Source organism: Rhodococcus sp. ACS1 (genome assembly GCF_002300155.1).
GTDB lineage: Bacteria > Actinomycetota > Actinomycetes > Mycobacteriales > Mycobacteriaceae > Rhodococcus_F > Rhodococcus_F koreensis.
In genome coordinates, this window is the sequence record NZ_NSDZ01000005.1 from 365,474 (window position 1) to 391,149 (window position 25,676).

The 25,676-nt window shown below is 68.5% G+C and carries 21 protein-coding genes and 2 pseudogenes; 17 read left to right on the plus strand and 6 right to left on the minus strand.

Annotated features, from left to right (window positions below; all coding sequences use genetic code 11):
• Positions 1–20: 20 nt before the first annotated feature.
• Positions 21–1,829 (minus strand): alkyl/aryl-sulfatase, encoded by a 1,809-nt coding sequence (locus tag CJ179_RS22420; protein ID WP_095862935.1) that lies wholly within the window; start codon positions 1,827–1,829, stop codon positions 21–23.
• Complete coding sequence (locus CJ179_RS22425; protein ID WP_095862936.1) at positions 1,826–2,950, minus strand: AI-2E family transporter; 1,125 nt, start codon at positions 2,948–2,950, stop codon at positions 1,826–1,828. The genes CJ179_RS22420 and CJ179_RS22425 overlap by 4 nt, the downstream gene beginning before the upstream one ends.
• A gap of 171 nt (positions 2,951–3,121) precedes the next feature.
• On the opposite strand from CJ179_RS22425, the gene CJ179_RS22430 reads away from it, so the two are divergent.
• The 8 genes and pseudogenes from CJ179_RS22430 to CJ179_RS22465 all read left to right on the plus strand — a co-directional run bounded on the left by CJ179_RS22430 (position 3,122) and on the right by CJ179_RS22465 (position 11,984).
• Entirely contained in the window at positions 3,122–3,544 is a 423-nt protein-coding gene (locus CJ179_RS22430) for a hypothetical protein (protein ID WP_083395660.1), read from the plus strand.
• 12 nt (positions 3,545–3,556) lie between these two features.
• Entirely contained in the window at positions 3,557–5,269 is a 1,713-nt protein-coding gene (locus CJ179_RS22435; RefSeq protein ID WP_095862937.1) for a SulP family inorganic anion transporter, read from the plus strand.
• Positions 5,266–6,609, plus strand: coding sequence for a DUF1254 domain-containing protein (locus CJ179_RS22440; protein WP_095862938.1), 1,344 nt, complete (start codon positions 5,266–5,268; stop codon positions 6,607–6,609). Before CJ179_RS22435 ends, CJ179_RS22440 begins: the two co-directional genes overlap by 4 nt.
• 54 nt (positions 6,610–6,663) lie before the next feature.
• Positions 6,664–7,635 (plus strand): hypothetical protein, encoded by a 972-nt coding sequence (locus CJ179_RS22445; protein WP_095862939.1) that lies wholly within the window; start codon positions 6,664–6,666, stop codon positions 7,633–7,635.
• A gap of 95 nt (positions 7,636–7,730) precedes the next feature.
• Positions 7,731–8,996 carry an aspartate kinase gene (locus CJ179_RS22450; RefSeq protein WP_005248517.1) on the plus strand — a complete coding sequence of 422 codons (1,266 nt, stop codon included), beginning with the start codon at positions 7,731–7,733 and terminating at the stop codon, positions 8,994–8,996.
• Positions 8,997–8,998: 2 nt separating this feature from the next.
• Positions 8,999–10,030 (plus strand): aspartate-semialdehyde dehydrogenase, encoded by a 1,032-nt coding sequence (locus tag CJ179_RS22455; protein ID WP_095862940.1) that lies wholly within the window; start codon positions 8,999–9,001, stop codon positions 10,028–10,030.
• Positions 10,031–10,109: 79 nt separating this feature from the next.
• A pseudogene (locus CJ179_RS54060) lies at positions 10,110–11,230 on the plus strand (lipase family protein).
• Positions 11,231–11,318: 88 nt separating this feature from the next.
• On the plus strand, positions 11,319–11,984 hold the full coding sequence (locus CJ179_RS22465) for a GAP family protein (RefSeq protein WP_095862941.1): 666 nt from the start codon (positions 11,319–11,321) through the stop codon (positions 11,982–11,984).
• Here the strand turns inward: CJ179_RS22465 and CJ179_RS22470 are convergent.
• Together CJ179_RS22470 and CJ179_RS22475 are read right to left on the minus strand one after the other, a co-directional pair.
• On the minus strand, positions 11,931–12,836 hold the full coding sequence (locus CJ179_RS22470; protein WP_095862942.1) for a hypothetical protein: 906 nt from the start codon (positions 12,834–12,836) through the stop codon (positions 11,931–11,933). The genes CJ179_RS22465 and CJ179_RS22470 overlap by 54 nt on opposite strands.
• Before the next feature lie 87 nt (positions 12,837–12,923).
• Complete coding sequence (locus CJ179_RS22475; RefSeq protein WP_095862943.1) at positions 12,924–13,862, minus strand: formylglycine-generating enzyme family protein; 939 nt, start codon at positions 13,860–13,862, stop codon at positions 12,924–12,926.
• A gap of 145 nt (positions 13,863–14,007) precedes the next feature.
• Here CJ179_RS22475 and CJ179_RS22480 point away from each other — a divergent pair, with 145 nt between their 5' ends.
• The 5 genes from CJ179_RS22480 to CJ179_RS22500 all read left to right on the plus strand — a co-directional run bounded on the left by CJ179_RS22480 (position 14,008) and on the right by CJ179_RS22500 (position 20,313).
• On the plus strand, positions 14,008–15,798 hold the full coding sequence (locus CJ179_RS22480) for a multicopper oxidase family protein (RefSeq protein ID WP_095862944.1): 1,791 nt from the start codon (positions 14,008–14,010) through the stop codon (positions 15,796–15,798).
• 91 nt (positions 15,799–15,889) lie between these two features.
• A complete protein-coding gene (locus tag CJ179_RS22485; RefSeq protein WP_095862945.1) occupies positions 15,890–16,483 on the plus strand; it encodes a TetR/AcrR family transcriptional regulator in 594 nt (197 codons plus the stop codon).
• Complete coding sequence (locus tag CJ179_RS22490; RefSeq protein ID WP_095862946.1) at positions 16,480–17,970, plus strand: NAD(P)/FAD-dependent oxidoreductase; 1,491 nt, start codon at positions 16,480–16,482, stop codon at positions 17,968–17,970. Before CJ179_RS22485 ends, CJ179_RS22490 begins: the two co-directional genes overlap by 4 nt.
• On the plus strand, positions 17,967–19,679 hold the full coding sequence (locus CJ179_RS22495) for an FAD-dependent oxidoreductase (protein ID WP_095862947.1): 1,713 nt from the start codon (positions 17,967–17,969) through the stop codon (positions 19,677–19,679). The genes CJ179_RS22490 and CJ179_RS22495 overlap by 4 nt, the downstream gene beginning before the upstream one ends.
• Positions 19,663–20,313, plus strand: coding sequence for a hypothetical protein (locus CJ179_RS22500; RefSeq protein ID WP_095862948.1), 651 nt, complete (start codon positions 19,663–19,665; stop codon positions 20,311–20,313). Before CJ179_RS22495 ends, CJ179_RS22500 begins: the two co-directional genes overlap by 17 nt.
• A gap of 12 nt (positions 20,314–20,325) precedes the next feature.
• Here the strand turns inward: CJ179_RS22500 and CJ179_RS22505 are convergent, their stop codons facing one another.
• Together CJ179_RS22505 and CJ179_RS22510 are read right to left on the minus strand one after the other, a co-directional pair.
• Positions 20,326–20,736, minus strand: a complete 411-nt coding sequence (locus CJ179_RS22505; RefSeq protein WP_095862949.1) for an SRPBCC domain-containing protein — start codon at positions 20,734–20,736, stop codon at positions 20,326–20,328.
• Positions 20,733–21,044 (minus strand): helix-turn-helix transcriptional regulator, encoded by a 312-nt coding sequence (locus tag CJ179_RS22510; RefSeq protein WP_095862950.1) that lies wholly within the window; start codon positions 21,042–21,044, stop codon positions 20,733–20,735. The genes CJ179_RS22505 and CJ179_RS22510 overlap by 4 nt, the downstream gene beginning before the upstream one ends.
• 93 nt (positions 21,045–21,137) lie before the next feature.
• Between CJ179_RS22510 and CJ179_RS22515 the strand changes: the two genes are divergently transcribed.
• From CJ179_RS22515 to CJ179_RS22530, 4 genes and pseudogenes are all read left to right on the plus strand, one after another.
• Positions 21,138–21,596, plus strand: a complete 459-nt coding sequence (locus tag CJ179_RS22515) for a Fur family transcriptional regulator (protein ID WP_072938085.1) — start codon at positions 21,138–21,140, stop codon at positions 21,594–21,596.
• 209 nt (positions 21,597–21,805) lie between these two features.
• The gene (locus CJ179_RS22520; protein WP_143548915.1) at positions 21,806–22,090 is read left to right on the plus strand and encodes a hypothetical protein; all 285 of its coding nucleotides are present in this window, start codon (positions 21,806–21,808) and stop codon (positions 22,088–22,090) included.
• Positions 22,091–22,139: 49 nt separating this feature from the next.
• Positions 22,140–23,944 (plus strand): annotated as a pseudogene (locus CJ179_RS22525) (zinc ribbon domain-containing protein).
• Between the two features lie 10 nt (positions 23,945–23,954).
• Entirely contained in the window at positions 23,955–25,424 is a 1,470-nt protein-coding gene (locus tag CJ179_RS22530; protein ID WP_095862951.1) for a catalase, read from the plus strand.
• The last annotated feature ends 252 nt before the right edge of the window (positions 25,425–25,676 follow it).

A 25,676-nucleotide genomic window follows, 5' to 3' on the forward strand; every position in this document is an offset into this window, starting at 1 on the left:
GGCGCACGGGCGCGGAGCGCCTACGGCGTGACGATCGGGAACGCGTTGTCGGGCGGGTCGAGCAATTCGGTGAGGGCGAGGAGTTTCGACGGGTCACCCGTCACCTCGATGCCCTCCAGACCCCGGCCGGCGAACAGGGCGAGCAATTGCATCTTCGTCAGGGTCAGCGTGACGTCCGGTTGCGTCGGCGTCCTCGGCGCGACCGTCTGGATGAGCGCGCCGTTGGACAACGTCGTCCGGTAGTGCGCTTCGGGTTCGGTGAAGTGCCACTCCGCGACGAGGGTCGCGTCCCAGGCCCGCGGGCCGTTGATGCGGAGGGCGACGGAGTCGAAGATCTGGTCGATCGTCAGGGCGCTCAGCATGTCCGCGCCGAGGTCGCTGAGCGGCGGGGCGACGATGCCGCCGCGCAGTTCGAGTGCCCCGGTGAGGTAGAAGTTGCGCCACGTCGCGTTCTCTGCGCCGAACCCGAGTTGCTCGTACGTGCGGGCCAGCAGGTCCTTGGCCGCGTCGTCGGAGGGGTCGGCGAACACGGCGTGCTTGAGCAGTTCGGCCGCGAACCGCAGGTCTCCGCGCTCGAGGTACTGCGTCGCCTTCGACCGGACCTCGTCCTGGCCGCCCATGCACTCGACGTAGCGGGTGGCCACGCTTTCGGGTGGATGCTGCCACAGCGACGTCGGGTTGCCGTCGAACCAGCCCATGTACCGCTGGTAGATCGCCTTCACGTTGTGGCTGACCGAGCCGTAGTACCCGCGCGCATGCCAGGCGGATTCGAGGGCGGGCGGCAGCGGGAAGTTTTCGGCGATCTCGATCCCGGTCAGTCCCGCGTTGAGCATTCTCAGCGTCTGGTCGTGCAGGTACTGGTACAGGTCGCGCTGCTCCGACAGGAATTTCACCACCCGGTCGCGACCCCACGTCGGCCAGTGGTGGGACGCGAACGCGACGTCGTAGCCGCCGTCGAACATCTCGATCGCCTGGTCGAGATACCGCGACCAGGCGCGGGGATCGCGGACCAGTGCGCCGCGCAACGTGAGGAGATTGTGCAGGTTGTGGGTGGCGTTCTCCGCCATGCACAGTGCCCGGTGGTCCGGGAACAGGAAGTTCATCTCGGCGGGCGCCTCCGTTCCCGGTGTCACCTGGAAGAGGATCCGGATGCCGTCGACGGTCTCCTCCTGACCGGTGTGGGTGATGTCGACGGTCGGCGGGATCAGCCCCGGCCTGCCGGTCGACGTGTTTGTTCCGAGCCCCGCACCGAGGTGCCCGCGCGGACCCTTGGGCAGCAGCGGTCCGTACATGTAGGTGGCGCGCCTGCCCATTGCCGTTCCGGCGTAGATGTTCTCGGAGACCGCGTGTTCGAGGAACCCTTCGGGGGCGAGGATCGGGACGTCGCCGCGACCGTCCGGGAGGACGCCGAAGACGCCACCGAAGTGGTCGATGTGGGAGTGGGTGTAGATGACGCCGGTGACGGGCCGGTCGCCCCGGTTCTTCCGGTACAGCGCGAGCGCGGCGGCCGCGGTCTCCTGCGAGATGAGCGGGTCGATCACCAGGACACCTGTCTCGCCCTCGACGATCGTCATGTTGGACAGGTCGATTCCGCGTAGCTGGTAGATGCCCTCGGTGACCTCGTACAGACCGTCCTTCGCGCACAGTTGCGATTGCCGCCACAGACTCGGGTCGGCCGTGTCCGGGCAGTCGCCGGACAGGAACGCATACTCCTGCATGTCCCACACCGCGCGACCGTCCGCGTCCGTGACGGTGCAGGGGTCGAGACGGTCGACGAAACCGCGGTCGGCGTCCTCGAAATCGGTGGTGTCGGAGAAGTCGGGTGTCATGGTTCTTCCTTCTCGTGTCGTGGCGGGGTGGGGGTGGTGGCCGGTGCCGGGGGTGTGGGAGAGCTGCTGAGGATCGTGTTGACCCACCTCGTGGACGGGTCGATGTCGATCAGAAGTGCCTTCGCCATCAGCGTCAGCGGGATGGCGAGGATCGCGCCGAGCGGTCCGAGGATCCATGTCCAGAACACCAGCGACAGGAACGTGAAGGTCACGGACAGGCCGACGGCGTCCCCGACGAACTTGGGCTGGATCACGGACTGGATGATGACGTTGATGACGCTGTACAGGACGATGACCGTCAGCATCAGTCCCGGACCGCCCTGCAGCAGCGCGAGCAGGGCGGGTGGGACGAGTCCGAGAACGAAGCCGACGTTCGGGATGTAGTTGGTGATGAACGACAGCAGGCCCCACAGGATCGGCAGCGGAATCCCCAGTGCCCACAGTGCCCCGGTGTCGATGACGGCGACGATCAATCCGAAGACGGTGGTCACGACCAGGTACTTGCGGGTGCCGAGGGAGAAGGCGGACAGGGCGGTGGCGATGTCGGGGCGCATCCGCGTGACGATGCCCATCCGCGAACCGTAGGAGCTTCCGTCGACCGCCATGAACAGCAGGAGGGCGGCGAGGAACAGCAGGTTCGAGAAGATTCCCAGCATCGCCTGCAGGATGCCGTCCACGAAACCGAACACCGTGGCGTAATCCACTTGGGAGAGCATGGTCTGGGCGCTGGCGGAGTTCACGCCGTTGCTGTTCAGGAAGCTCTCGGCGTCGTCGATGAGGGACGTGAAGTCGTCCGCGTACTGCGGGAGCAGCGTGGCGAGCTGCGCGACCGACAGCGCCAGCGACAGCACGAGTACGACGAGGATGCCGTTGACGACCAGGATCGCGGCGATCGTCGCGAGCCACGCCGGCACGCCCTTCCTGTGCAGCCATACGGGCAGCGGATGGACCGCGACGGTGAGCATGAGGGCGAGGAAGATCGGGGCGAGGATCGGTGCCGCCACCTGGATCCCGGCCACGGTGACGACGAGCGCGGCCAGTCCGAGGATCACGATCAGGCCCCGCGGCATCGACCACCGAGAGTCCGGCTCCGCGCCGGATACGTCCTGCGGATCGATCATCGCGTGTCCCTTCGCAACGCCGGGGTTCCGGGATGCCCCGATTCGACTCTTGCACCGGCGCGTCGGCGTCACATCATCCGTTGCAGATGAGGATCACCCGGCGCGGATGATGCCTCCCACCGCTGGGGGCCGGACGATTCGACTGTTCGCAAACACACTTTCGAGAAGGGCATGGACATGACGACTACCCCGGAGTCCAGGACGGACAGCCCTGTGAAACAGGGTTTTGCAGCAGGAACTTCACTGGCAGCGGCGATATTACTGCTGACTGTCGGCGTGATCTCGTTCTTCCAGGGCATCGCCGCAGTCGCGTCCGACGACCTGCTGGTCATCGGCGTCCAGTACACCTACCAGTTCGACACCACCGCGTGGGGCTGGATCCACATCGTGCTGGGCGTCGTCCTGGCCATCAGCGCGATCGGACTGATGACGGGCGCCACGTGGGCTCGCGTCGTCGCGGTCTGCATCGCCGCGCTGTCGATCCTCGCCAACTTCCTGTGGCTGCCCTACTACCCGCTGTGGTCGATTCTGATCATCGCACTCGACGTCGTCGTGATCTGGGCGGTCACCACCTGGGACACCGCCAGGGACTAGGACGATGACGACGTGGTGAGTACCGTGACCGGCACCTGGCCGGTGTTCGGCTCGCTGCGGGACTACCAACGGGGGTGGGTCAGGCCCGATGTGATCGCGGGCCTGACTGTGTGGGCGGTGCTGGTCCCGGAGGCACTGGCCTACGCGACCATCGCGGGGGTGCCACCGGTCGTCGGCCTCTACGCGGCGGTCCCGGCACTGATCCTGTACGCGGCGGCGGGCAGTTCGCGTCACCTCGTGGTGGGTCCGATGTCGGCGACCGCAGCCCTGTCGGCGGCCATCGTCGCGCCGCTGGCCGGTGCGGACGGCGGAAAGTATGCAGCGCTGTCCGCCGTCCTCGCGATCGCCACCGGGATCGCGGGGCTGCTGGCCGGTCTGCTGCGCCTCGGATTCATCGCCTCGTTCATCTCCGAGCCGGTGCTGAAGGGCTTCATCGTCGGTCTCGCCCTCACCATCATCGTCGGACAGGTGCCCGCGCTGTTCGGAGTGGAGAAGGAGAAGGGCAACTTCTTCGAACAGGCCTGGGGGGTGCTCACCCATCTCGGGGACACGCACTGGGTGACGCTCGTCGTCGGCGGTCTCAGCCTGGTGGTGGTGCTCGGGTTCAAACGCTGGCTGCCGCTGGTCCCGGGATCCCTGCTCGCCGTGCTCCTCGGGATCGCGGCGGTGTCGCTGTTCGGGCTGGACGACCGGGGCGTCGACATCGTCGGTCACATCGATCCAGGTCTGCCCTCGCTCGGTCTGCCGGCCGGAGTCGGGTTCGACGACTACGTGGACCTGCTGGGTCCGGCGGTCGGGGTGCTGCTGATCGGCTTCGCCGAAGGTCTCGGCGCCGCGAAGACATACGCGGCGAAGGAAGGCTACGAGATCGACCCGAACCGGGAACTTCTCGGCCTCGGCACCGCAAACCTCGGTTCCGGGCTGTGCTCGGGAATGGTGGTCAACGGCAGCCTCTCCAAGACGGCGGTGAATGGAGGGGCGGGCGCCAAATCTCAGGTCAGCGGTCTCGTCGTCGCCGCGCTGACCGTGGTCACGCTGCTGTTCCTCACCGGCCTCTTCGAGAACCTGCCCGAAGCGACCCTGGCCGCGGTGGTGATCGCCGCCGTCGTCGAACTCGTCGACATCGCCGCGCTCCGCGGGCTGTACGGGGTGTGGACGAGGCGGCTGGGCAGCATCTACGGCCACGCCGCGCGCGCCGACTTCGCGGCGGCTCTCGCGGCGATGGTGGGCGTCCTGCTGTTCGACACCCTGCCCGGGCTGGTCATCGGCATCGGCGTCTCCATGCTCCTGCTGCTCTATCGGGCCTCCCGCCCGCACGTCGCGGCGCTCGTGAAGGACGGGTCGCTGTGGGTGGACGCCGAACGCCACCCCGAACTGCCCTCCACCCCGCACGTGGTGGTCGTGCGGGTGGAGTCCGGATTGTTCTTCGCCAACGCCGATCACGTGAAGGACCGCATCGGAGAACTGTGCACCGACGACACCAGGACGGTGGTGCTCGACGCGGAGACGTCCCCGTTCATCGACGTCAGTGCGGCGCAGATGCTCGGGCAACTGCGGGACGCCCTGAAACGCAAGGGCGTCGACCTCCGGGTGGCCCGCGACATCGGCCAGTTCCGCGACACGATGCGCCGGGCGGACTCCGGAACTTCACCCGTCGGCCTGTACCCGACCGTGCGGGAAGCGCTTGCCGATGTGAGCCGGAAACGGCCAGAGGAGGATTCGTGACCGTCAGCGCAGAATTGCAGGAACTCGCCGCGAAGGCGTGGGTGTACGGGTTTCCGCTGGTGTTCGATCTCGACCAGGTGAACCGCTTCGTGTCGGAGGGGATGGGGAGCCTCGACGAGGGACCCTTCAACACGTTCAGCCATGCCCGCACACTCGCCGGGCCGCGGGACACGTTCGTCTCGGTCAACAACGACACCGTCTACTCGATCGCCCAGATCGACCTCGGCCACGGACCGCAACTGCTCCGGGTGCCCGACAGCGGCGGCGCGTACTACGTGCTGCAGTTCGTCGACGCGTGGACCGACAATTTCGCGTACGTCGGCAAACGCGCGACGGGAACGGCGGCCGGCCGTTATCTGCTGACCGGCCCCGGGTGGTCCGGCGAGGTCCCCGCCGGCGCGACGCGGATCGCGTTCCCCACGTCGGTGGGCACCATCGTCGGCCGCTGGGCCTGCGACGGCGAGGCCGATCTGGAGCGGGTGAAGGCACTGCAGTCGGCCCTGACGTTGGAACCTGTCGGCGACCAGGCGCAGGTGGTCGGTCTGCCCGCACCCGACCCGAACGTCCCCGAGGACCTTCGGTTCTGGGAGAAGCTGCGGGTGTATTCGCAGGCGTACCCGCCCGCCGCGCAGGACCTGATCGCCGAGCAGATGTTCGCCCCACTCGGGTTGCTCGAGACCGGGGCGTCGCCGTACCTCGAGGCGCCGCCGGACCTCGCGTCCGTCCTCACGGCGGGCGCCGAGGCCGGGCACCAATCGTTGGTTGCCGCACTGAAATCGGGTGCCGGTGCGGCGGTCGTCAACGGCTGGCAGTTGATGTACCACGCCTTCGACTACAACGACGACTTCTTCGAGGTCGGCACCGTGAACTCACCCGAGTGGCGGATCGAGGACCGCTCGAAGGCACTGGGACTGCGGGCCGGCGCCGCGATGGCGGGACTGTGGGGCAACCACGGCTACGAGGCCGCATACGCGCCGATCTACCACGACAGCGAAGGCAACGAACTGTCCGGCGAACACACCTACATACTCACGTTCGCGCCGACCCCGCCCGTCGACGCGTTCTGGTCGATCACCATGTACGACCTCCCGGAGTTCTTTCTCGTCGACAATCCCCTCGACCGCTACTCGATCGGCGACCGCACCCCGGGACTGGTGTTCGCCGACGACGGTTCGCTGACCATCACGCTCGGCGCGACCGCCCCGGCCGACCCGGTCGCCCGCGCCAACTGGCTGCCCACACCGGACGCCGGATTCCGGCCGATGCTGCGGATGTACAGCCCCCGGGCCGAGGTGTTCGACGGAACGTTCGAGATCCCGCCGATCGTGAAGACCATGTGATCCGGGAGACAGTGAATCGGCGGTAGTGTTCGGGCCGATTCGAGGGGGGATCGAGTGAAGAAAGTCGCCGCGGCGCTCCTGTGCGCCGCGATCACGTCCGGGTGCGCGCACAGCGTGTCGGGGACCGCGGGAGCGTCCCCGCTGCAGGAACTGAGTCCGGACCAGCAGCGGCACGTCCACGTCGAGGATGAGCTCCGCGCCGCCGATCCGTGCGGACTGCTCGACGAGGCGGTGGTGCGGCACGCCGGGACGGTCCAGCAGTACGGGTCGGCCGTGCAACTGCCGGTGTGCTCGGCGCTGATGACGCGGCCCGACGGCGTCACCACCTATGTGGAGGTGTCCCTGCTGCCGTCGATGCTGTCCGACGCGTCGCTGACGCGGCCGGAGACGGTGGACGGGGTGACCGTCTACCGCGGTGCGGGCGCCGACCTGACCCGCGGGACGTGCGAGCGTGTCTTCCGGCTGCCCCTCGGAACCGACGACGAACAGGTGGGACGGCCGCCTGCGACCGTCCGCGCCGGAACCGTCGCGGGCCAGGACGCCTGCCCGCTGGCCGACGCGGTGCTGGACTCGGCGATCGACAGGATGCGGTCGGGGCTGCCCGCCCGCGACGCCGGCTCCCCGGATCAGGTGGTGCTCGCCGTCCACGACCCCTGCGAAGTCCTCGACGTGCTGGGGACCACGGCGGGCGGACGCGTCGTCGATCCGGAGTCGCCGCCTGCCCCGTTCGACTGCGTCCTGTTCCCGAATCCGAATCGGGTGCCCGGGAGCGAGGTGACCGTGTCGTTCACGATGTCGCCGGTGAAGGAAAACAGACCACTTGTTCCCGCCGAGCCGGAGACGGTCGGCGACCGGTGCCAGTGGACGAGCCCGATGGGTGAGCCGATCGACATCACACGGCCCGGGGCCGGTGTCGACGAGTTCACCCGCAGGCTCGGCCACGCGGGTGCAGTCGTCACTGTTCACGGCCCGAACTGCGCCGCCGTGGCAAGGGTCGTGGACGCCGCGAACACGGCGTTCGGATAGGCCGCCGAACGGACTCACCCGGGATCAGATTGGACTCCGCCGGTAAGCTCGACAGCTGGACCAGTACAGATTCATCGACCTGGAGGTAGAAACGCGTGGCTCTCGTCGTCCAGAAGTACGGCGGATCCTCGGTGGCAACCGCCGAGAGAATCCGACGAGTGGCTGAACGGATCGTCGAGACCAAGAAGGCCGGCAACGATGTCGTCGTCGTGGTTTCAGCGATGGGGGACACCACTGATGAGCTGCTCGATCTGGCTCAGCAGGTGTGCCCAGCCCCACCCGCCCGCGAAATGGACATGCTGCTGACCTCCGGTGAGCGCATCTCCAATTCTCTCGTCGCAATGGCAATTCATTCGCTCGGTGCGGAGGCCCGTTCGTTCACGGGCTCGCAGGCGGGCGTCATCACCACCGGTGCTCACGGCAACGCCAAGATCATCGACGTCACACCGGGCCGCGTCCGGGATGCGCTCGACGAGGGCTCGATCGTCCTCGTCGCCGGATTCCAGGGCGTCAGCCAGGACAGCAAGGACGTGACGACCCTCGGGCGCGGCGGTTCGGACACCACCGCGGTGGCCCTCGCAGCAGCCCTCGAGGCCGACGTCTGCGAGATCTACACCGACGTCGACGGAATTTTCACCGCCGACCCGCGCATCGTTCCCGACGCGCAGCGGCTCGAGACGGTGTCGTTCGAGGAGATGCTCGAACTCGCGGCGTGCGGCGCGAAGGTGCTCATGCTCCGCTGCGTCGAGTACGCCCGCCGATACAACGTGCCTGTGCACGTCCGTTCGTCATACACGACCAAGCCGGGCACCATCGTGTCCGGATCGATGGAGGACATCCCCGTGGAAGAGGCAATCATCACCGGAGTCGCGCACGATCGCGGCGAGTCCAAGATCACCGTCGTCGGCCTGCCCGACACCCCCGGTTACGCCGCGCAGGTCTTCCGCGCGGTCGCCGAGGCGGAGATCAACATCGACATGGTGCTGCAGAACATCTCGAAGGTCGAGACCGGCAAGACGGACATCACGTTCACCCTGCCGACGGCCGACGGCCCGCGGGCGGTCGAGAAGCTGACCAAGTTGCAGGGCGAGATCGGCTTCACGCAGGTGCTGTTCGACGACCACATCGGCAAGGTGTCGCTGGTCGGTGCGGGCATGAAGAGCCACCCGGGCGTCACCGCGACATTCTGTGAGGCGCTCGCGAAGGCCGGCGTCAACATCGACCTCATCTCCACGTCGGAGATCCGCATCTCGGTGCTCGTCAAGGACGTGGAGCTGGACAAGGCCGTGAAGGCGATCCACGATGCATTCGAGCTCGGCGGCGACGAAGAAGCCGTCGTGCACGCAGGAACGGGACGGTAATCATGACCACCATCGCTGTCGTCGGTGCCACCGGACAGGTCGGCATCGTCATGCGCACCCTCCTCGAGGAACGCAATTTCCCCGCGGACAAGGTGCGGTTCTTCGCCTCCGCGCGGTCGGCGGGCAAGAAGCTGCCGTTCCGCGGCGAGGAGATCGTCGTCGAGGACGCGTCCGCGACGTCCGACGAGGACCTGAAGGGCATCGACATCGCCCTGTTCTCGGCCGGTGCCACGCTGTCTCGTGAGCAGGCCCCGCGCTTCGCGGCGGCCGGTGCCACCGTCGTCGACAACTCTTCGGCGTTCCGCAAGGATCCCGACGTGCCGCTGGTCGTCAGCGAGGTGAACCCGGAGCAGGCGAAGAACCCGCCGAAGGGCATCATCGCCAACCCCAACTGCACCACCATGGCCGCGATGCCGGTGCTGAAGGTCCTGCACGACGAGGCCGGACTGCAGCGTCTCATCGTGTCGAGCTACCAGGCCGTCTCCGGCAGCGGCATCGCCGGTGTCGAGGAGCTGGTGGGCCAGGCCCGCGCCGTCATCGGCGACGCGGAGAAGCTGGTCCACGACGGCAGTGCCGTCGACTTCCCGGCCCCGAACAAGTACGTCGCACCGATCGCGTTCAACGTGCTGCCGCTGGCCGGCTCCATCGTCGACGACGGCAGCGGTGAGACGGACGAGGACCAGAAGCTCCGCAACGAGAGCCGCAAGATCCTCGGCCTGCCCGACCTGCTGGTGTCGGGCACGTGCGTCCGCGTCCCCGTGATCACGGGTCACTCGTTGTCGATCAACGCCGAGTTCGAGCGTCCGCTGTCGGTGGAACGCGCGCAGGAGATCCTGTCGAAGGCTCCCGGTGTGCAGCTCGTGGACGTCCCCACCCCGCTGCAGGCCGCGGGCAGCGACCCGTCGCTGGTCGGGCGGATCCGTCAGGACCCGGGTGTCCCGGAGGGTCGCGGTCTGGCGCTGTTCGTGTCCGGCGACAACCTGCGTAAGGGTGCCGCCCTCAACACCATTCAGATCGCCGAACTGCTCGTCTAGCTCCCCCCCACGTGAGTGGCAAAGTGTGCTCCCGCACGCTTTGCCGCTCACGTGTCGGTTGCGGGTGGATACTGGGCCGATGAGAGTGGTCGGGGCTGCGGTGGCGGCGGTTCTGCTGCTGCTCACCGGCGCGGCCGAGGTCTCCGCGCAGCCTCCCGGGATCCTGCTGTCGCAGGAGCAGCTGCCCCCCGGTACGGTCCCCGCCCAGGCGGGAGACAGCGTCCGGGTGCGGTACTCCACCCTCCGTACCTCCACCGCGACCGGTGAATCGACCGGATCGGTCTTCCTTCCCCGCGGCGACCCGCCCGCCGGCGGCTGGCCGGTGGTGTCCTACGCCCACGGCACCGTCGGTGTCGCCGATCAGTGCGCACCGTCCGTCGCCGGGTTCAACTACGTCGAACTGCCCGCGATCGAGCAGTGGCTCGCAGCCGGGTATGCCGTCGCGGCAACGGATTACGCGGGAATCGGCACAGCGGGTGTCAACGCCTATCTGGACGGTCCGGCGGCCGCCGCGAACGCCGTCGACGTCGTCCTGGCCGCACACGAGGTCTACGGCGACGTGCTCGCCGACCGGTGGATCGTCACCGGACTGTCGCAGGGCGGGCAGGCGACCTACTTCGCCGCCCGCGAGGCCACCACCAGGGCACCCGCGCTCGACTTCCGGGCGCCGTCGCCGTGGCCGCGCCGACCCACCTCGACCAGCTCTTCCCGGCCGTGGGCCCGGCCATTCCGGCTCTGCCGACCACCGGAATCGTGAACTACGCACTGCTGACCCTCGCCGGTATCGACGACCAGCGTCCCGAGGTCGACATCCGGCGCTACCTGTCGCCGACAGGACTCGACCTGATGGAGTTCGCGAAGGTGACGTGCAGCCGCGAACTCGGCCGGTACCTGCTGGCCCACCCCACGTCGGTCGGCGACCTGTTCGCGGCGCCGCTGTGGAACGACCGGTTCCGGGAGCTGTTCCGGGAGATGCAGCAGGTGCCCGTCGACGGCTTCGACCGTCCCCTGCGGGTGGTGCACAGTTTGTCCGATGCGTCGGTGCCGATTCCGTTGACGTGGGCGCAGCTCGCCGAGATGCGGCAGCACGGGGTGAACGTCGAATTCCAGCAACTCGTCGGTGAGGACCATCGCGGGTCGCTGATGGCCTCCATGCCGGACTCCCTCGCGTTCGCCGCGCGCGTGCTGTCCCCCAGGTGAGTGGCAAAGCGTCCCCGAGCACGCTTTGCCGCTCACCTCACCCGGGACGTGCGAGGCGGACACGGCCGCCCGACCCTACGGTTCGGACATGGGCTCAGTCATCGGAGAACTGTTACCGCTCGCGGTGGGTGTCGCGATCTCGCCGATACCGATCATCGCCGTCATCCTGATGTTGCTGTCGAAGCGTGCAGGCGGGGCGAGCGCGGGCTTCGGTGTCGGCTGGATCCTGGGCATCGTCGTCGCGACAGGGATCTTCGTGCTCCTCGCCGGCAGCGTCGACACGTCCGACTCCGACGGCCCTTCCGCGACGGCGTCGTGGGTGAAAGTCGTTCTGGGTGTGCTGCTGCTCCTGCTCGCGGGGCGGCAGTGGCGAAGTCGCAACGCCGACGCCGAACCCCCGAAGTGGATGCAGGCCATCGACGACCTGAACTTCGTGAAGTCCACGGGACTCGGATTCGCGCTGGCGGCGATCAATCCCAAGAACCTGCTGCTCTGCGTGTCCGCGGGCGTCGGAATCGGCACCGCCGGCGTGAGCGGGGCAGAGCAGGTGATGGCCCTTCTCGTGTACACCGTGCTGGCCGGGTCGACCGTCCTCGTCCCGGTGGTCGCGTACGCCGTGGCCGCCGACAGGATGCGCGGGACCCTCGACAGCCTCAAGGTCTGGCTGCAGGCCAACAACGCCGCCGTGATGAGCGTGCTGCTACTCGTGATGGGCGCCGTCGTCCTCGGTAAGGGACTCGGCGGCCTGTTCTGACGCGATCGCGTCCGGTCCGCGCAGGTAGTGCCCGACGTAGCCCTCGTCGAGCGCGATGGCCTTGACGATCACCGCGGACCCTACGATCACGACGGACAGGACGAACAGCCAGCTGATCGCGGTGAATACCAGGCCGAGCGGCCCGAACTGGTGTTGCGCGGCGGCGGTGATCCGGGGCAGGACGAGGCGTCCGCCGACGTGGAGGGCGGTGAGCGCGGCGGCGGTCAGCATCCCGGTCGCCCAGAGCACGCGACCCTTGAGGGTGCCTATCGTCAACAGGTATGGGCTGAGGGTCCATACGGCCATCCACACCGCGAACTCCCCGGCGACTGCGAGAGGTGGCCCGATGAACCGGACGTTCGTGAGCTCGCTGGCCAGGCCGATCGCCGTCCCCGACAGCGCGACGGCGAACAGGACGACGAGCCACCGCCAGGCGTCTCGGAGGTTGATCGACGGGACGTTCCAGATCTTGCCGTAGACCCGGGCGAGGGCCCGCGCGAAGGACGTGCCGCTGATCGCGATCATCAGCAGCCCGACGACCCCGAACGCGGCGAAGGAGGGGTTCGTGGTGTCGACGTCGCCGGAGGTGGATGTCAGTTCCGTGGGGTCGAAGCCGAACTGGGTCTTGATGGTGCTTGCGGTCACGTTCCAACTGCTCAGTGTGGATGCCGCGATCATCACGGGCAGCACGGACGTGAAGATCCTGGCGGCGAGCGTCATCGACCTGTCGAAGAGTTCGATCCCCACCAGCCCGTCGATGATGCGCCGGACCGTGCGCCCGGGCGGGGTCCCCTGGAGCCAGCCGTTTGCCGTTTCGGTGTGCGCGGCCAGAGCTTCCCTGGCCAGCGCCACAGATAGTTTCGTCGACCGCACTCTTCGAGCGAACACCGATTCGGACGGGTTGTCATCATCCGCGTCAGGTGAGAACGCGGGGTCCGGTCACGGGCGGACGATGCACCGGAACCCGATGTGGCAGGTTGACGTCTCCTCGGTGTCACCCTGCCGGGCCGAGGGCCGGTAGCGGAGGCAGTAGTTGGGCGCGCAGAGATGCGAGCCGCCCTTGATCACGCGGCGCGCGTACGGCTCGTGCGGGTCCGCGGCGACAGCGGTGTCGATGCGGGGGTTCGCCGGAATGCAGCAGGAACTCGCGGGTGCCACGTTCTTGCCGCCCGCGGAGTGATCCGCGGTGAAGTAGTCGGTGGTCCATTCCCACACGTTGCCGGCCATGTCGCCGAGTCCGTAACCGTTGGGCCGGAAATGGCCGACCGGCGACGTCCCGGCGAACCCGTCCTCGAGGAGGTTCTCCCACGGGAACTGCCCCTGCCACACGTTTCCGCCGGGCCTGCCACCCGGTTCGTGCTCGTCGCCCCACACGAACGGCTTCCGGTCCAGGCCGCCGCGGGCGGCGAACTCCCATTCGGCCTCGGTCGGCAGGTCCTTGCCCGCCCACTCCGCGTAGGCGCGGGCGTCGAACCACGACACTTGGGTGACGGGATGGCGTTCGCGTCCGCCGACGTTGCTGCCCGGACCCTCCGGGTGCCGCCAGTCGGCGCCCGGCGTGAACGACCACCAGCGGGTGAAGTCGTCGAGGGGCACGGGGCCGGGGGTCGGGGTGAACACCAGCGAACCGGGCACGAGCAACGCCGGATCCGCGCCGGGGTACTGGGTGGGGTCGGGGGCGATCTCGGCGGTCGTGACGTGGCCGGTGTCCTTCACGAACCGCCGGAACTCGGCGACGGTGACCTGGTGCGAGTCCATCCAGAACCCGTCGACCGTCACCTGGTGGACGGGGCGTTCCTCGGGGTAGAAGTCCTCCGAACCCATCCAGAAGGTGCCACCGGGGATCCATGCCATGTTCTTCGGAACTGCACGAGTCATGGGGTCAGACTGGCACGACGACGGCCGTCGTGCGACGGTGCGCCCGTAAACCGGGTGCGCGCAGCGACGGTTGGGGTACCGTCGGCTACTCGAGTCGGCTACTCCAGTCGCAGCGCTGGTCGCATCGTGCAGGGGGCTCCACCGTATGGATGGACGAATTCCGCGTAGGTCGTTCGTGCGTGGTCTGGCGCTGACGGCCGGGCTCGGCGCCGTCGGAGCGGGGTCGGCGAGCGCCTACCCGTTCGGGATCGATCCACTGCGGCCGTTCGTCTTCTCCTCGCCGCCGCTGCAGCCGTTCCGGGAACAGTTGCCGCCGTTGCCGGTGCTCGGCGGGACCGCCGTCGAGGTGCACGCGAGCAGCACGATGCACGTGTTCCATCCCGACCTGCCTGCATCCCCGGCCCTCGGCTACGGCGGCATGGATTACCTGGGCCCGACGATCGAGGCGCACGTCGGCGAACGGACCTCACTGACCTACCGCAACGACATCACGAGCAACCCCCTCGCCGCCGACGTCGACACGCGGATCCACGGCGTGAGCGAGCAGGACCGCACCCAGGTCCCGACGTCGCTGCACCTGCACGGCGGACGGACGCCCCCCGAGTTCGACGGACACCCCGAGGACACGATGCGGCCGGGACAGGGGATGGTGCACGAGTTCCCGAACCGGCAGGACGCCTGCGCGCTCTGGTATCACGACCACGCGATGGGCGTCACCCGGCTCAACATCTACGCAGGGCTGGCGGGCATGTACCTGCTGCGCGACGAGTACGACACCGGTCAGACCGGCAACCCGCTCGGTCTGCCTGCGGGCGAGTTCGAACTGCCGCTGGTGTTGCAGGACAAGAACTTCACCGACGACGGACGGCAGAGTGTCCGCTCCAACCCGCTGAATCCGCAGGGCAGCTGGGAGGCCGCCACCCCCGGCGACGTGGGGGTGGTGAACGGCAAGGTGTGGCCGGAGATGCCGGTGGCGCGCGGCCTGTACCGGCTGCGGATGGTGAACGCCGCGTCGTTCAGCGTGTGGAATCTGTTCTTCGAGAACCGGATGAGGTTCTGGGTGATCGGCGCCGAGGGCGGGCTGCTCGACGCGCCCGTCGCCACCGACCACGTCCGCCTCGGACCGGGGGAGCGGGTGGACCTCCTCGTCGACTTCGGGGCCCTCGCCCCGGGTACGACGGTGGAACTGCGCAACGACGAGCCGATCCCGGCGCAGGTCGCGCAGCGGGGCGTGCAAATCATGCCGCGGTTCTGCCGGTTCCGGGTGGGGCCCGCCGCCGGGTTCACCGGTGGCGTGCCGGAGACGCTGCGGGGCGGAAGCCGTGGCCTCGCCGTGCTCCCGCCCGTCGCGCGGCCGTCGGTGGTGCGCAACGTGTCGGTGATGCAGCTCGCGCAGGGTCTGGGTCAGCCGTCGCCGCTGATGTCGCTGAACAACCTGCGCTACACGACCGACGACATCGAGATGCCCCGGCAGGGGACCGTCGAGCAGTGGAACATCGTCAACGTCACGCCCGAACCGCATCCGATCCACCTGCATCTGGTGACGTTCCGGGTGATCGGACGGCAGGCGATCGACACGAACGCCCTGATGCAGGCCGTCCCGGTACCCGCGGTCGGGGTGCGGTGGACGCCGTCGGCGGACCCGTTCGTTCTCGGGCCGAACCTGGCGCCGCAGGTGTGGGAGTCCGGGTTCAAGGACACCGTGATTGCGGACGCGAACTCGATCACCCGGATCGTCGTCCGGTTCCCGACGGCGGACGAACTCGGCTTCGACCCGGACGCCACGTTCGGGATGTCGGCGGCGCACACGATGGATCACTCCGGTGGCGGCCACATGGAGCCGTCGTCGCATCCGCTGCAGGGGTACGTGTGGCACTGCCACATGCTCGACCACGAGGACCACGACATGATGCTGCGGTACCGCCTCGTGCCGTAGGCCCGTGAGTACTTATTAACGACCCGCGGTTAATAAGTACTCACAGGTGCATTTACAAGCAGTCTGGACTGTTTTCTTTTTTCCGCTTACAGTGCTGGGTGTGACACCTGACACGGCAGTAGCCAAAACGACCCGCACGCAGGCCGAGCGGACCGCGGCGATGCGCACGAAGCTGCTCGACGCGGCCGTCGACTCCCTGGTCGAGCTCGGATACGCCCGCACCACGACGCAGGGCATCGCGCGGCGGGCCGGGGTGTCGCGCGGCGCGCAGTTGCACCATTTCCCGACCAAGGAGTCGCTGGTGGTCGCCGCGGTGGAGCATCTCGTGGACAAGCGGATGGAGGAAATCCTCGCCACCGAAGTGGATGCCGGCCGCGGCATCGAGGTGCTCGCCGACGCCTTCTCTGGACCGCTGTTCTACGCGGCCCTCGAACTGTGGGTGGCCGCCCGCACCGACCCGGCCCTGTTCGAGGCGACGGTCCCGCTGGAGCGGAAGGTCACCGACGCGCTGCGTCGCGGGTCGGCGGAGGTGTTCGGCGATCGGTTCGACTCCGACGCCATCGAGCTCAGTATCGAATTGGTTCGCGGTCTGGCGGTGTCGGCACTGTTCCGCACCCCCGAGGCCGAACAGTCACTACGCGCGCGGCTGTTGCCCGTGTGGGAATCGAAGGTGGAGAAGTCGTGAATCTTCCGCAGCACGTACACACCCTGATCGTGGGGGCGGGTTTCGCGGGCATGGGCCTGGCGGCGCGCATCCTGCAGACGCAGCCGCAGGCCGACGTCCTGATCATCGAGCGCGGCGACGACGTCGGCGGCACGTGGCGCGACAACACCTACCCGGGGTGCGCGTGCGACGTCCCGACGTCGCTGTACTCGTACTCGTTCGCCCCCAGCGCCGACTGGAGTCACACGTTCGCCCGCCAGCCCGAGATCCATCGCTACCTGAAGAAGGTCGCGGCCGACACCGGTGTCCGGTCCCGGGTGGTCACCGAGTGCGAACTGCAGGAGGCGCACTGGGGCGACGACGCGGCCGTCTGGACCGTTCGGACGAGCCGCGGAACGCTGACGGCCGACGTCGTGGTGGCCGCGACCGGTGCGCTGTCGACACCCAGCGTCCCGGACATGCCCGGGCTGGAAACCTTCGGCGGCACCACGTTCCATTCGGCCACGTGGAATCACGACCATGACCTCACCGGTGAACGTGTGGCCGTCATCGGAACCGGCGCGTCGGCGGTGCAGTTCGTGCCCGAGATCGCGCCCGTCGCCGAGCACCTCACCGTGTTCCAGCGCACCCCCGCCTGGGTGATCCCGCGACTCGACCGTGCACTGCCGGACTCCGAGAAGGCCCTCTACCGGCGACTGCCGTTGGTGCAGAAGGTAGTCCGCGGTTCGGTGTACAGCTTCCGGGAAGCCTTGGGCGGGGTGCTCGCCCACGCCACCGGACTGCTGCCGGTGTTCGAGGCGGTGGCCCGGGTGCACCTCCGCCGGCAGGTGCGCGATCCCGAACTGCGCCGCAAGCTCACACCGAACTTCACGATCGGCTGCAAGCGGATGCTGCTGTCGAACGACTGGCTCCGGACCCTCGACCGTCCCGACGTCACGCTCGTCGACGCCGGACTCGCCGGGGTGACAGCGGACGGCGTCGTCGACGCGGTGGGCAACGAGCACAAGGTCGACACCATCATCTTCGCGACCGGGTTCACGCCGACGGAACCGCCGGTGGCGCACGCGTTGCGCGGGGCGAACGGCCGCACCCTCGCCGAGCACTGGGCCGGGAGCCCGAGTGCGTACAAGGGGACCACCGTCGCCGGGTTCCCCAACCTGTTCCTGATGTACGGGCCCAACACCAATCTCGGTCACAGCTCCATCGTCTACATGCTCGAATCGCAGTCCGCGTACATCGCGGACGCGTTGACGGCGATGCACCACAGCGGAATCGCCGCGTTCGAGGTCACCGAGGAGGCGCAGCGCCGATACAACACCCGCATCCAGTCCGAACTGCAGACCACCGTCTGGAACAAGGGCGGCTGCTCGAGCTGGTACTACGACTCCGAGGGCCGGAACTCCGTCCAGTGGCCGACGTTCACCTGGAAGTTCCGCTCTCAGTTGCAGAGCTTCGACCGGGAGAACTACGTATCCCGGCGCAGGACGGCGAAGGAGACCGTCGCGTGACGCATTACGACGTGGTCGTGGTCGGCTCCGGTTTCGGCGGTAGCGTCGCGGCGCTCCGGCTCACCGAGAAGGGGTACCGGGTCGGTGTTCTCGAGGCGGGCAGGCGCTTCACCGACGACGAACTGCCCGAGACGAGCTGGCGGTTGCGACGCTACCTGTGGGCACCCTGGCTGGGCTGTTACGGCGTGCAACGGATCCACCTCCTGCCTGACGTCCTGGTCATGGCCGGCGCCGGGGTCGGCGGTGGATCGCTGAACTACGCGAACACGCTGTACCAGCCGCCGCGCCGCTTCTTCGAGGACCGGCAGTGGGCGCACATCACCGACTGGCAGTCGGAGCTGGCCCCGTATTACGAGCAGGCGAAGCGGATGCTGGGGGTGACGACCAATCCGTCGTTCACCCCCGCCGACGCCGTCATGCGCGAGGTCGCCGAGGAGATGGGCGTCGGTACGACGTTCACGTCCACACCGGTGGGTGTCTTCTTCGGCGAACCGGGGTCGCGGGTGGCCGACCCGTTCTTCGGCGGCGAGGGTCCCGACCGCACGGGGTGCACCGAGTGCGGCAGTTGCATGACGGGTTGCCGTGTGGGAGCGAAGAACACGCTCGTCAAGAATTACCTCCACCTCGCGGAGAAGGCGGGCGCCCGGGTCCATCTGCTGACGACGGTGAAAGAGTTGCGCCCCCGGCCCGGCGGCGGCTACGAGTTGCGGACCCGCCGCACCGACGGAATCCGTAGGCGGGAGCGCACGTTCACCGCCGACCAGGTGGTGGTCGCCGCGGGCACGTACGGCACCGCCCGGCTGCTGCTGGCGATGAAGGAATCCGGTGCGCTGCCACGGTTGTCGCCGAGGCTGGGGTCGGTGGTGCGCACCAACTCGGAGGCGGTGCTCGCGGCCACGGCCAGGAACCGCGACACCGACTTCACGAAAGGCGTGGCCATCACGTCCTCGTTCCACCCGGACGACCACACCCACATCGAGCCGGTGCGGTACGGCAAGGGCAGCAACGCGATCGGGCTGCTGCAGACCGTCCTCAGCGACGGCGGTGGCCGGGCGCCGCGGCTGCTGAAAACGGTGGGAGTCGCGCTGCGCCGGCCCGGGGCGTTCGCCCGCAGCCTGTCGGTGCGGCACTGGTCGGAGCGCACCGTGATCGCGCTCGTGATGCAGACCGACGACAATTCGCTCGAGCTCGCCAAAGGGAAGGGCCGACTCGGGCGCGCGGTCACCAGCCGTCCGGGTCCCGGAGATCCGCCGCCTGAATGGATCCCGCAGGGGCACACAGCCATCAGGAAGGTGGCCGCGCGGATCGGGGGAGACCCCGGCGGCTCCGTCGCCGACGTCGTGAACATTCCGATGACCGCGCATTTCCTCGGGGGATGCGCCATCGGGGACTCGCCGGACACCGGGGTCGTCGACCCCTACCTGCGCGCGTACGGACACGACGGGCTGCACGTGGCCGACGGGTCGGTGGTGAGCGCGAACCTCGGCGTCAACCCGTCGCTCACCATCACCGCCCAGGCCGAGCGCGCGTTCGCGCTGTGGCCCAACAGGGGTGAGACCGACACCCGGCCCGAGCCAGGCAAGCCATACGTACGTATCGCACCGTCACCGCCCCGGAATCCGGTGGTGCCCGCCGACGCGCCGGGCGCACTGCGGCTTCCGCTGACGGTCGTGAACCGAAGGGAGACAGTCGATGTGGAGCGTGCCTGAATCGACCACCGACCGCACCGACTGGCCCGAGAGCTCACCGCCCCCGTGGCCGGCGGCCGTCCGCGCGACGCTGTGGTGGCACCGCAGCACCGCGGCCGCCCGCGCCCTCGGACCCGGCGGCGCCACCGTCCCGATGACCCTCGCGATGATGGTCGACTATCTCGACTCGCCCGTCGGGCCCTACCGGGAAATCCTCGCCAGCCCGGTGCTCCGCGCGCCGGGGCGTCGTATCGGCGTCCTGCCGCGCATGGCGGTCCCGTTCATCGCCGTGGATTCGGAACCCTCCGTGCACGGTGGACGTGCACACTGGAGCCTGCCCAAGGTGCCTGCCGAGTTCGGCGGCGACGTGCACGGCGACTTCGAGGCGTCGTCCGGGGCGTGGCGCGTCACCACGAGCACCCGGCCGCGCGGACCGCGGCTACCGATCGCCGGAGCGCTGGGGTTCGCGCAACCGGGTGACGACGGTCGTGGTCTCGTGACGGCGTCCGCGCGGCTCCGCGGCCACTTTCGGTACGCCCGCGTGGACGTGGCGGCCGACGGACCCACGCTCGCCGACTGGCTTACGCCGGGAACGCATCACGGCGTCGTGATCACGGACGGCCGGATGACCACCGGGCCCGCGCGTAGGCGCTGACAGCCCGGGGCGCTACGCGATCTCCGCGGCGACGCCGGCGAGGCGCGGCAACACGGTGTCGCGCCAGCCCGGACCCATCCGCTCGAACGCGTCGCGGCTGCGTTTGTCGTCGAGGTCGAAGCCCGAGTGGTCGAGGAACAGGCGCGTGCCCGCACCCTCGGGAACGAGGCGCCACACCAGCGTCCAGTTCTCGGTGAACGTGTAGACGAAGCGCCGTTCCGGCTCGACCTCGACCACTTCGCAGGGCACGGCGCCCCAGCCGGGCATGTCGAGGTGGAACCGGTGCCCGACGGTGGCGGCGATGTCGCCCGCGGCCCACCAGCGGGCGAGCAGATCCGGCTCGGTGAGGGCGCGCCACACCTTGGCCGGCGGCGCGGCGATGAACTGGTCGACGGAGATCCGGGTGGTGGTGCGGTCGGTCACGAGTCCTCCTCGAGGAAGTCGGCGAGTGTGCGCAGGCGGTGACGCCAGAACCGCTCGAACGGGTGCAGCCAGTCGCCGACGTCGGCGAGCGGCTCGGCGGTCAGGTGGTAGTGCCGCTGCCGTCCGGACGGTTCGTCGCGGACGAGCCCGGCCCGGCGCAGCACCTGCAGATGCTCCGCCACCGCGGGGCGGCTGAGGTCGAACCGGCCCGCGAGCTCCCCGGCGGTGAGCGGTCCGTCCACCAGGATTTCCAGCAGACGCCGTCGCACGGGGTTGGCGAGGGCGAGGAAGACGTCGTCGTCGGGCACGGGGCGAGCTTATGTCGGAGATTTCCGACATGTCAATAATCTCCGACACATCCTTTTCTTGACTAATTCCAAAAAGGCGCGATACTGGAACACATGCAACACGGCACGGATCCCACAGCGCAGCTGCGCGGCGTGGGCCTCCGTGTCACTGCACCACGTGTTGCAGTGTTGAATGCGGTTGCCGTACGGCCGCATTCCGACGTCGACGACATCGCAGCCGTAGTCCGCGAAGAGCTGGGATCGGTCTCCACCCAGGCGGTATACGACGTCCTCAAGGCGTGCACCGCCGCCGGTCTGCTCAGACGTATCGAACCCGCGGGATCGCCCGCACGGTTCGAAACCCGTACCGGAGACAACCACCACCACCTCGTGTGCCGCAGCTGCGGGACCGTCGTGGACGTGGACTGCGCGGTCGGCGAGGCACCGTGCCTCGACCCCTCGCAGGCCCACGGATTCGAGATCGACGAGGCCGAGGTCGTCTTCTGGGGGCTCTGCTCTCAGTGCCAGGCCGACGCGCAGAGCGAAACCGGGTCGGCAGCAGCCCTGTCCTGATCCCGGTTCGTTCCCGCCGATACACCCTCACCCGATTGCAACCTGGAGGCTCTCAACTGGGTGGGGGTCTAGGGGGCCGCGTCGTAGGCCCCTCGGCGTACAGGTTTCCGGTCAGCGAGTTTTCGACCGGGAGGATCGCGACGTCAACCTGGGTCGACCTGCACCGGAGAGTGTTCGGGCCGACAGGGCGGAAGCAGTTGTACTGCCGGGTGTCCGGCTCGACCGGCCAGGAACCCCCGCTCGCCGATCAGGAAATGGCGTTGCGTGAGCGTGCCACCGGCACCGTGTACCGGGCCTACCAGCATCGTGGTTCCGGTCTACGGGAGAGACTCGAGCGGGCGCAGCGTGACGACGCAGCCATCCGCCAGTTCGCGGTGGTGCGGGTGGTGGCGGGATCGGTCGGCGTGGGTTTCGGGGTGGCGTGGATCGAGCGTGACGTGTCGGTGGTCGGCGTTAGGGTCGAGGCCGTCGGTGAGGATGGGGACGCAGTCTAGGGTGGGGGAGCTGATGGGAGACGATCATGGCGTTGAGGTGGGCCAGCTGATGGCCGATGCCGGATTGCCTGCGCTGCGGCAGTTCTCGTTCACCACCCGCCCGTACCTGGCGGTCGATGACATCACCGGTGAGCCGATCGGACTCGACGATGTCGACACCCGGGTGGGGTGGCTGCTCGACCTGATCTCGGGCGCCGAAGCGCGGCTGCTGTCGCGGCTGTGGCGACCGGCCACCTTCGATGTCCTCGCCGCCGGCGTGGACCGCCAGGGCCGCAAGCTCCCGACGCAGGGCCATGTCGCTGCTGCGCGTCTGGGCTGGACCCCGCACTACCCGGACGATGTCTACATTCCGTCACGTGTCACCCGGGTGGTCACCGCACAGGCGATGGCGACGCTGCGGACCCTGACATACCGAGACACCGCGATTACTGCACTGTCGGCCCGGTTCGACCCGGCCACTGGCACTCTGGCGCCGCCGACCGAACCGGGTGACTGGGTGCCATTGGGTTTCGCCCGGGGCGTGGTGCGGCAGCTCACCGCGCGCGCCTGCCGCACCGACGGCGCGGTGCAGGCGCGGCTGCGGATCACCGACATGCAGGCACCACCGAAGACCTCGGCGATGGCTCGGCTGTCCGCAGCGGATCGACAACTCGCACACATCACCGTCACCGACGCCGTCATGACGTTGACCGTCAAACTGCCCACCACCGTCGCCCCGACAGGACATGCGCAGTGGCGACGAGTCCGGTTGACCGCCGCGATCCCACCGCACCTGCACGACCGGCCGATCACCGACTGGCATCTCCCCACCCTCGTCCTCGACCGGAAAGGCCTGTTGTGGCGGTGCGCGGCCACCGAGACGGTCCCCGCCGCTGATCTGACATCGGGAACTTCCGCGGTGGGCGTGGACTGGTGCCCGTCCACGCTCGGTGCCGCCGCCACCGCAGCAGAGGGCCCGGAGGGGCTGGTCTCCGATTACCGGGGCGTCACCTACGACGACCGCGGCCTCGGGACCAAACTCGCCCGCCTGCAGGCCGAGGGGCAGATGCTGCACCGCAAGGCGGCCCGGCTGACGCGACTGGCCGCCACCGCCCCACCCGAGGTCCGCGCCCGGCTGGAGGCGAAGATCGCCGTCCTCGACGCCCACCGCGAGGCGGTGGGTATCAAGCGGGGAAAGATCAACCGAGAACTGGCCTTCCACTTCGCCCGGCAGGTCACCGACTACGCCACCTCGGCGGGCGCACGGGTGATCGCGGTGGAAGACCTGACCACCCTCGAGACCCGCGGGCATGGCCGGGTCAACAACAATCGGGCCGCGCAGTCCGCCCGCCGTAAAGCGACCGCCGCTCTCGCCCACACCGCCGCCGGTGTCGGTATCGTGGTGGTCTCGGTGCCCGCCCGAGGATCCTCGGCACAGTGTCCGGGCTGCGACGAACCCCTCGCCCGCCCCGGCGGCTATCACACCGCGTGGTGCCCGGGCTGCCGGGTCGGCGGCAACCGGGACCACGTCGCGGGGGTGAACCTCGCCAAACGCGCGCTCCTCGGCAAAAACAAGGCCACCCGGCGGCGGGGGCAGCTGCCGGCGATTCGGGTCGCCGAGCACACACCGGTGCGCCGGTCCCGGGACAAGACCAGTCCGACCCCGCGTCGGCCGCGGCATCGCCGGGTCCGCCGCAGCCTGCCCACCGTGACACCGCGGGTGGGGGTGACTCCGAAACAGCATGTTCCTGCACCACAAGCGTCGGTGTGGGACACGGTCAAACCCGCACCACCTCACGGTGATGCGGGTAGCCGTGACACACGTCCATCTCCCACGCCGCCACGCAAGTGGCAGACAGTATGAGATCTACGTAGACGCTTTGCCATGCCTGAAACACAGCGCGCGACCACCACCAACGCCGGGATTCCCGTCGCCAGCGACAACGAGTCGCTCACCGCCGGGCCGCAGGGTCCCATCCTGTTGCACGACCACTACCTCGTCGAGAAGCTCGCGCAGTTCAACCGCGAGCGCGTCCCGGAGCGCGTCGTCCACGCCAAGGGCGCCGGCGCGTTCGGCGAACTGGTCGTCACCCACGACGTGAGCCGGTACACGAAGGCCACGCTGTTCCAGCCCGGCGCGAAGACCGAATCGCTGGTGCGCTTCTCCACGGTCGCAGGTGAGCAGGGCAGCCCCGACACCTGGCGCGACCCGCGCGGATTCGCCGTGAAGTTCTACACCGAGGACGGCAACTACGACCTCGTCGGCAACAACACGCCCGTCTTCTTCATCAAGGACCCGATCAAGTTCCCCGACTTCATCCACTCGCAGAAGCGGCTGCCCGGATCCGGTCTGCGCGACCACAACATGCAGTGGGACTTCTGGACGCTGCGGCCCGAGTCCGCACACCAGGTGACGTGGCTGATGGGTGACCGCGGCATCCCGAAGACGTGGCGGCACATGGACGGCTTCGGCTCGCACACGTACCAGTGGGTCAACGCCGACGGCGAGCGGTTCTGGGTGAAGTACCACTTCAAGACCGACCAGGGCATCGAGTTTCTCACCCAGGACGAGGCCGACACCCTCGCGGGCACCGACCCCGACCATCACCGCGCCGACCTGTACGACACGATCGCCCGCGGCGAGTTCCCCAGCTGGACGCTGAAGGTCCAGGTCATGCCCGTCGACGAGGCCGAGGGCTACCGGTTCAACCCGTTCGACCTCACGAAGGTGTGGTCGCAGAAGGACTACCCGCTGATCGAGGTCGGCAAGTGGACCCTCAACCGGAACCCCGACAACTTCTTCGCCCAGATCGAGCAGGCGTCGTTCGAACCGTCGAATGTCGTTCCGGGAATCGGTTTCTCACCCGACAAGATGCTGCTCGGGCGGGTCTTCTCCTACGCGGACGCGCACCGGTACCGCATCGGCGCCAACTACGCGCAACTGCCGGTCAACGCCCCGAAGAACCAGGTGAACGCGTACTCGCAGGACGGCGCGATGCGGTACGCCACCAATTCACCCGAGACCCCGGTGTACGCGCCGAACTCGTACGGCGGCCCGCACGCCGACGCGTCGCTCGCGGGCGACGAAGGCCTCTGGGCGTTCGACGGTGAGTCGGTGCGCGCCGGTTACGTCGAGCACGCCGAGGACGGCGATTTCACGCAGGCGGGCACCCTCGTCCGCGAGGTCCTGAGCGACGACGAACGCGACCGCCTGGTGAACAACATCGTCGGTCACGCACTCGGCGGTGTCAGCGAACCGGTTCTGCTGCGGGTGTTCGACTACTGGAAGAGCGTCGACCCCGACCTGGGCAAGCGAGTGGAAATCGGTGTCCGGGAAGGACAGACCGGGAACTGATGTCGTTGGTGGGGCACGCTCAGAGCAGGCCCCACCAATAGATCAGCAACGCGAGAACGAATACCACCACAGTTTCCACGACGACCCTCCTTCGCCCGGCTGCACGCACCGCACGATTCCATCATCCCCCATGCGCTTCGCGCCCGTGAGTACTTCTTAACCGCCGGCGGTTAACAAGTACTCACAGGTGTGTGACGGGTGTGTCGGATGTTGTTGCTAGGTTGAGCGGTGTCAGGACACCGGCTCGGATGA

Bases quoted from the DNA above. Each gene is read 5' to 3' on its own strand.
- CJ179_RS22420 (WP_095862935.1), bottom strand. From the start codon at position 1,829: ATGACACCCGACTTCTCCGACACCACCGATTTCGAGGACGCCGACCGC.
- CJ179_RS22425 (WP_095862936.1), bottom strand. From the start codon at position 2,950: ATGATCGATCCGCAGGACGTATCCGGCGCGGAGCCGGACTCTCGGTGG.
- CJ179_RS22430 (WP_083395660.1), top strand. From the start codon at position 3,122: ATGGACATGACGACTACCCCGGAGTCCAGGACGGACAGCCCTGTGAAA.
- CJ179_RS22455 (WP_095862940.1), top strand. From the start codon at position 8,999: ATGACCACCATCGCTGTCGTCGGTGCCACCGGACAGGTCGGCATCGTC.
- CJ179_RS22465 (WP_095862941.1), top strand. From the start codon at position 11,319: ATGGGCTCAGTCATCGGAGAACTGTTACCGCTCGCGGTGGGTGTCGCG.
- CJ179_RS22475 (WP_095862943.1), bottom strand. From the start codon at position 13,862: ATGACTCGTGCAGTTCCGAAGAACATGGCATGGATCCCCGGTGGCACC.
- CJ179_RS22480 (WP_095862944.1), top strand. From the start codon at position 14,008: ATGGATGGACGAATTCCGCGTAGGTCGTTCGTGCGTGGTCTGGCGCTG.
- CJ179_RS22500 (WP_095862948.1), top strand. From the start codon at position 19,663: ATGTGGAGCGTGCCTGAATCGACCACCGACCGCACCGACTGGCCCGAG.
- CJ179_RS22515 (WP_072938085.1), top strand. From the start codon at position 21,138: ATGCAACACGGCACGGATCCCACAGCGCAGCTGCGCGGCGTGGGCCTC.
- CJ179_RS22530 (WP_095862951.1), top strand. From the start codon at position 23,955: ATGCCTGAAACACAGCGCGCGACCACCACCAACGCCGGGATTCCCGTC.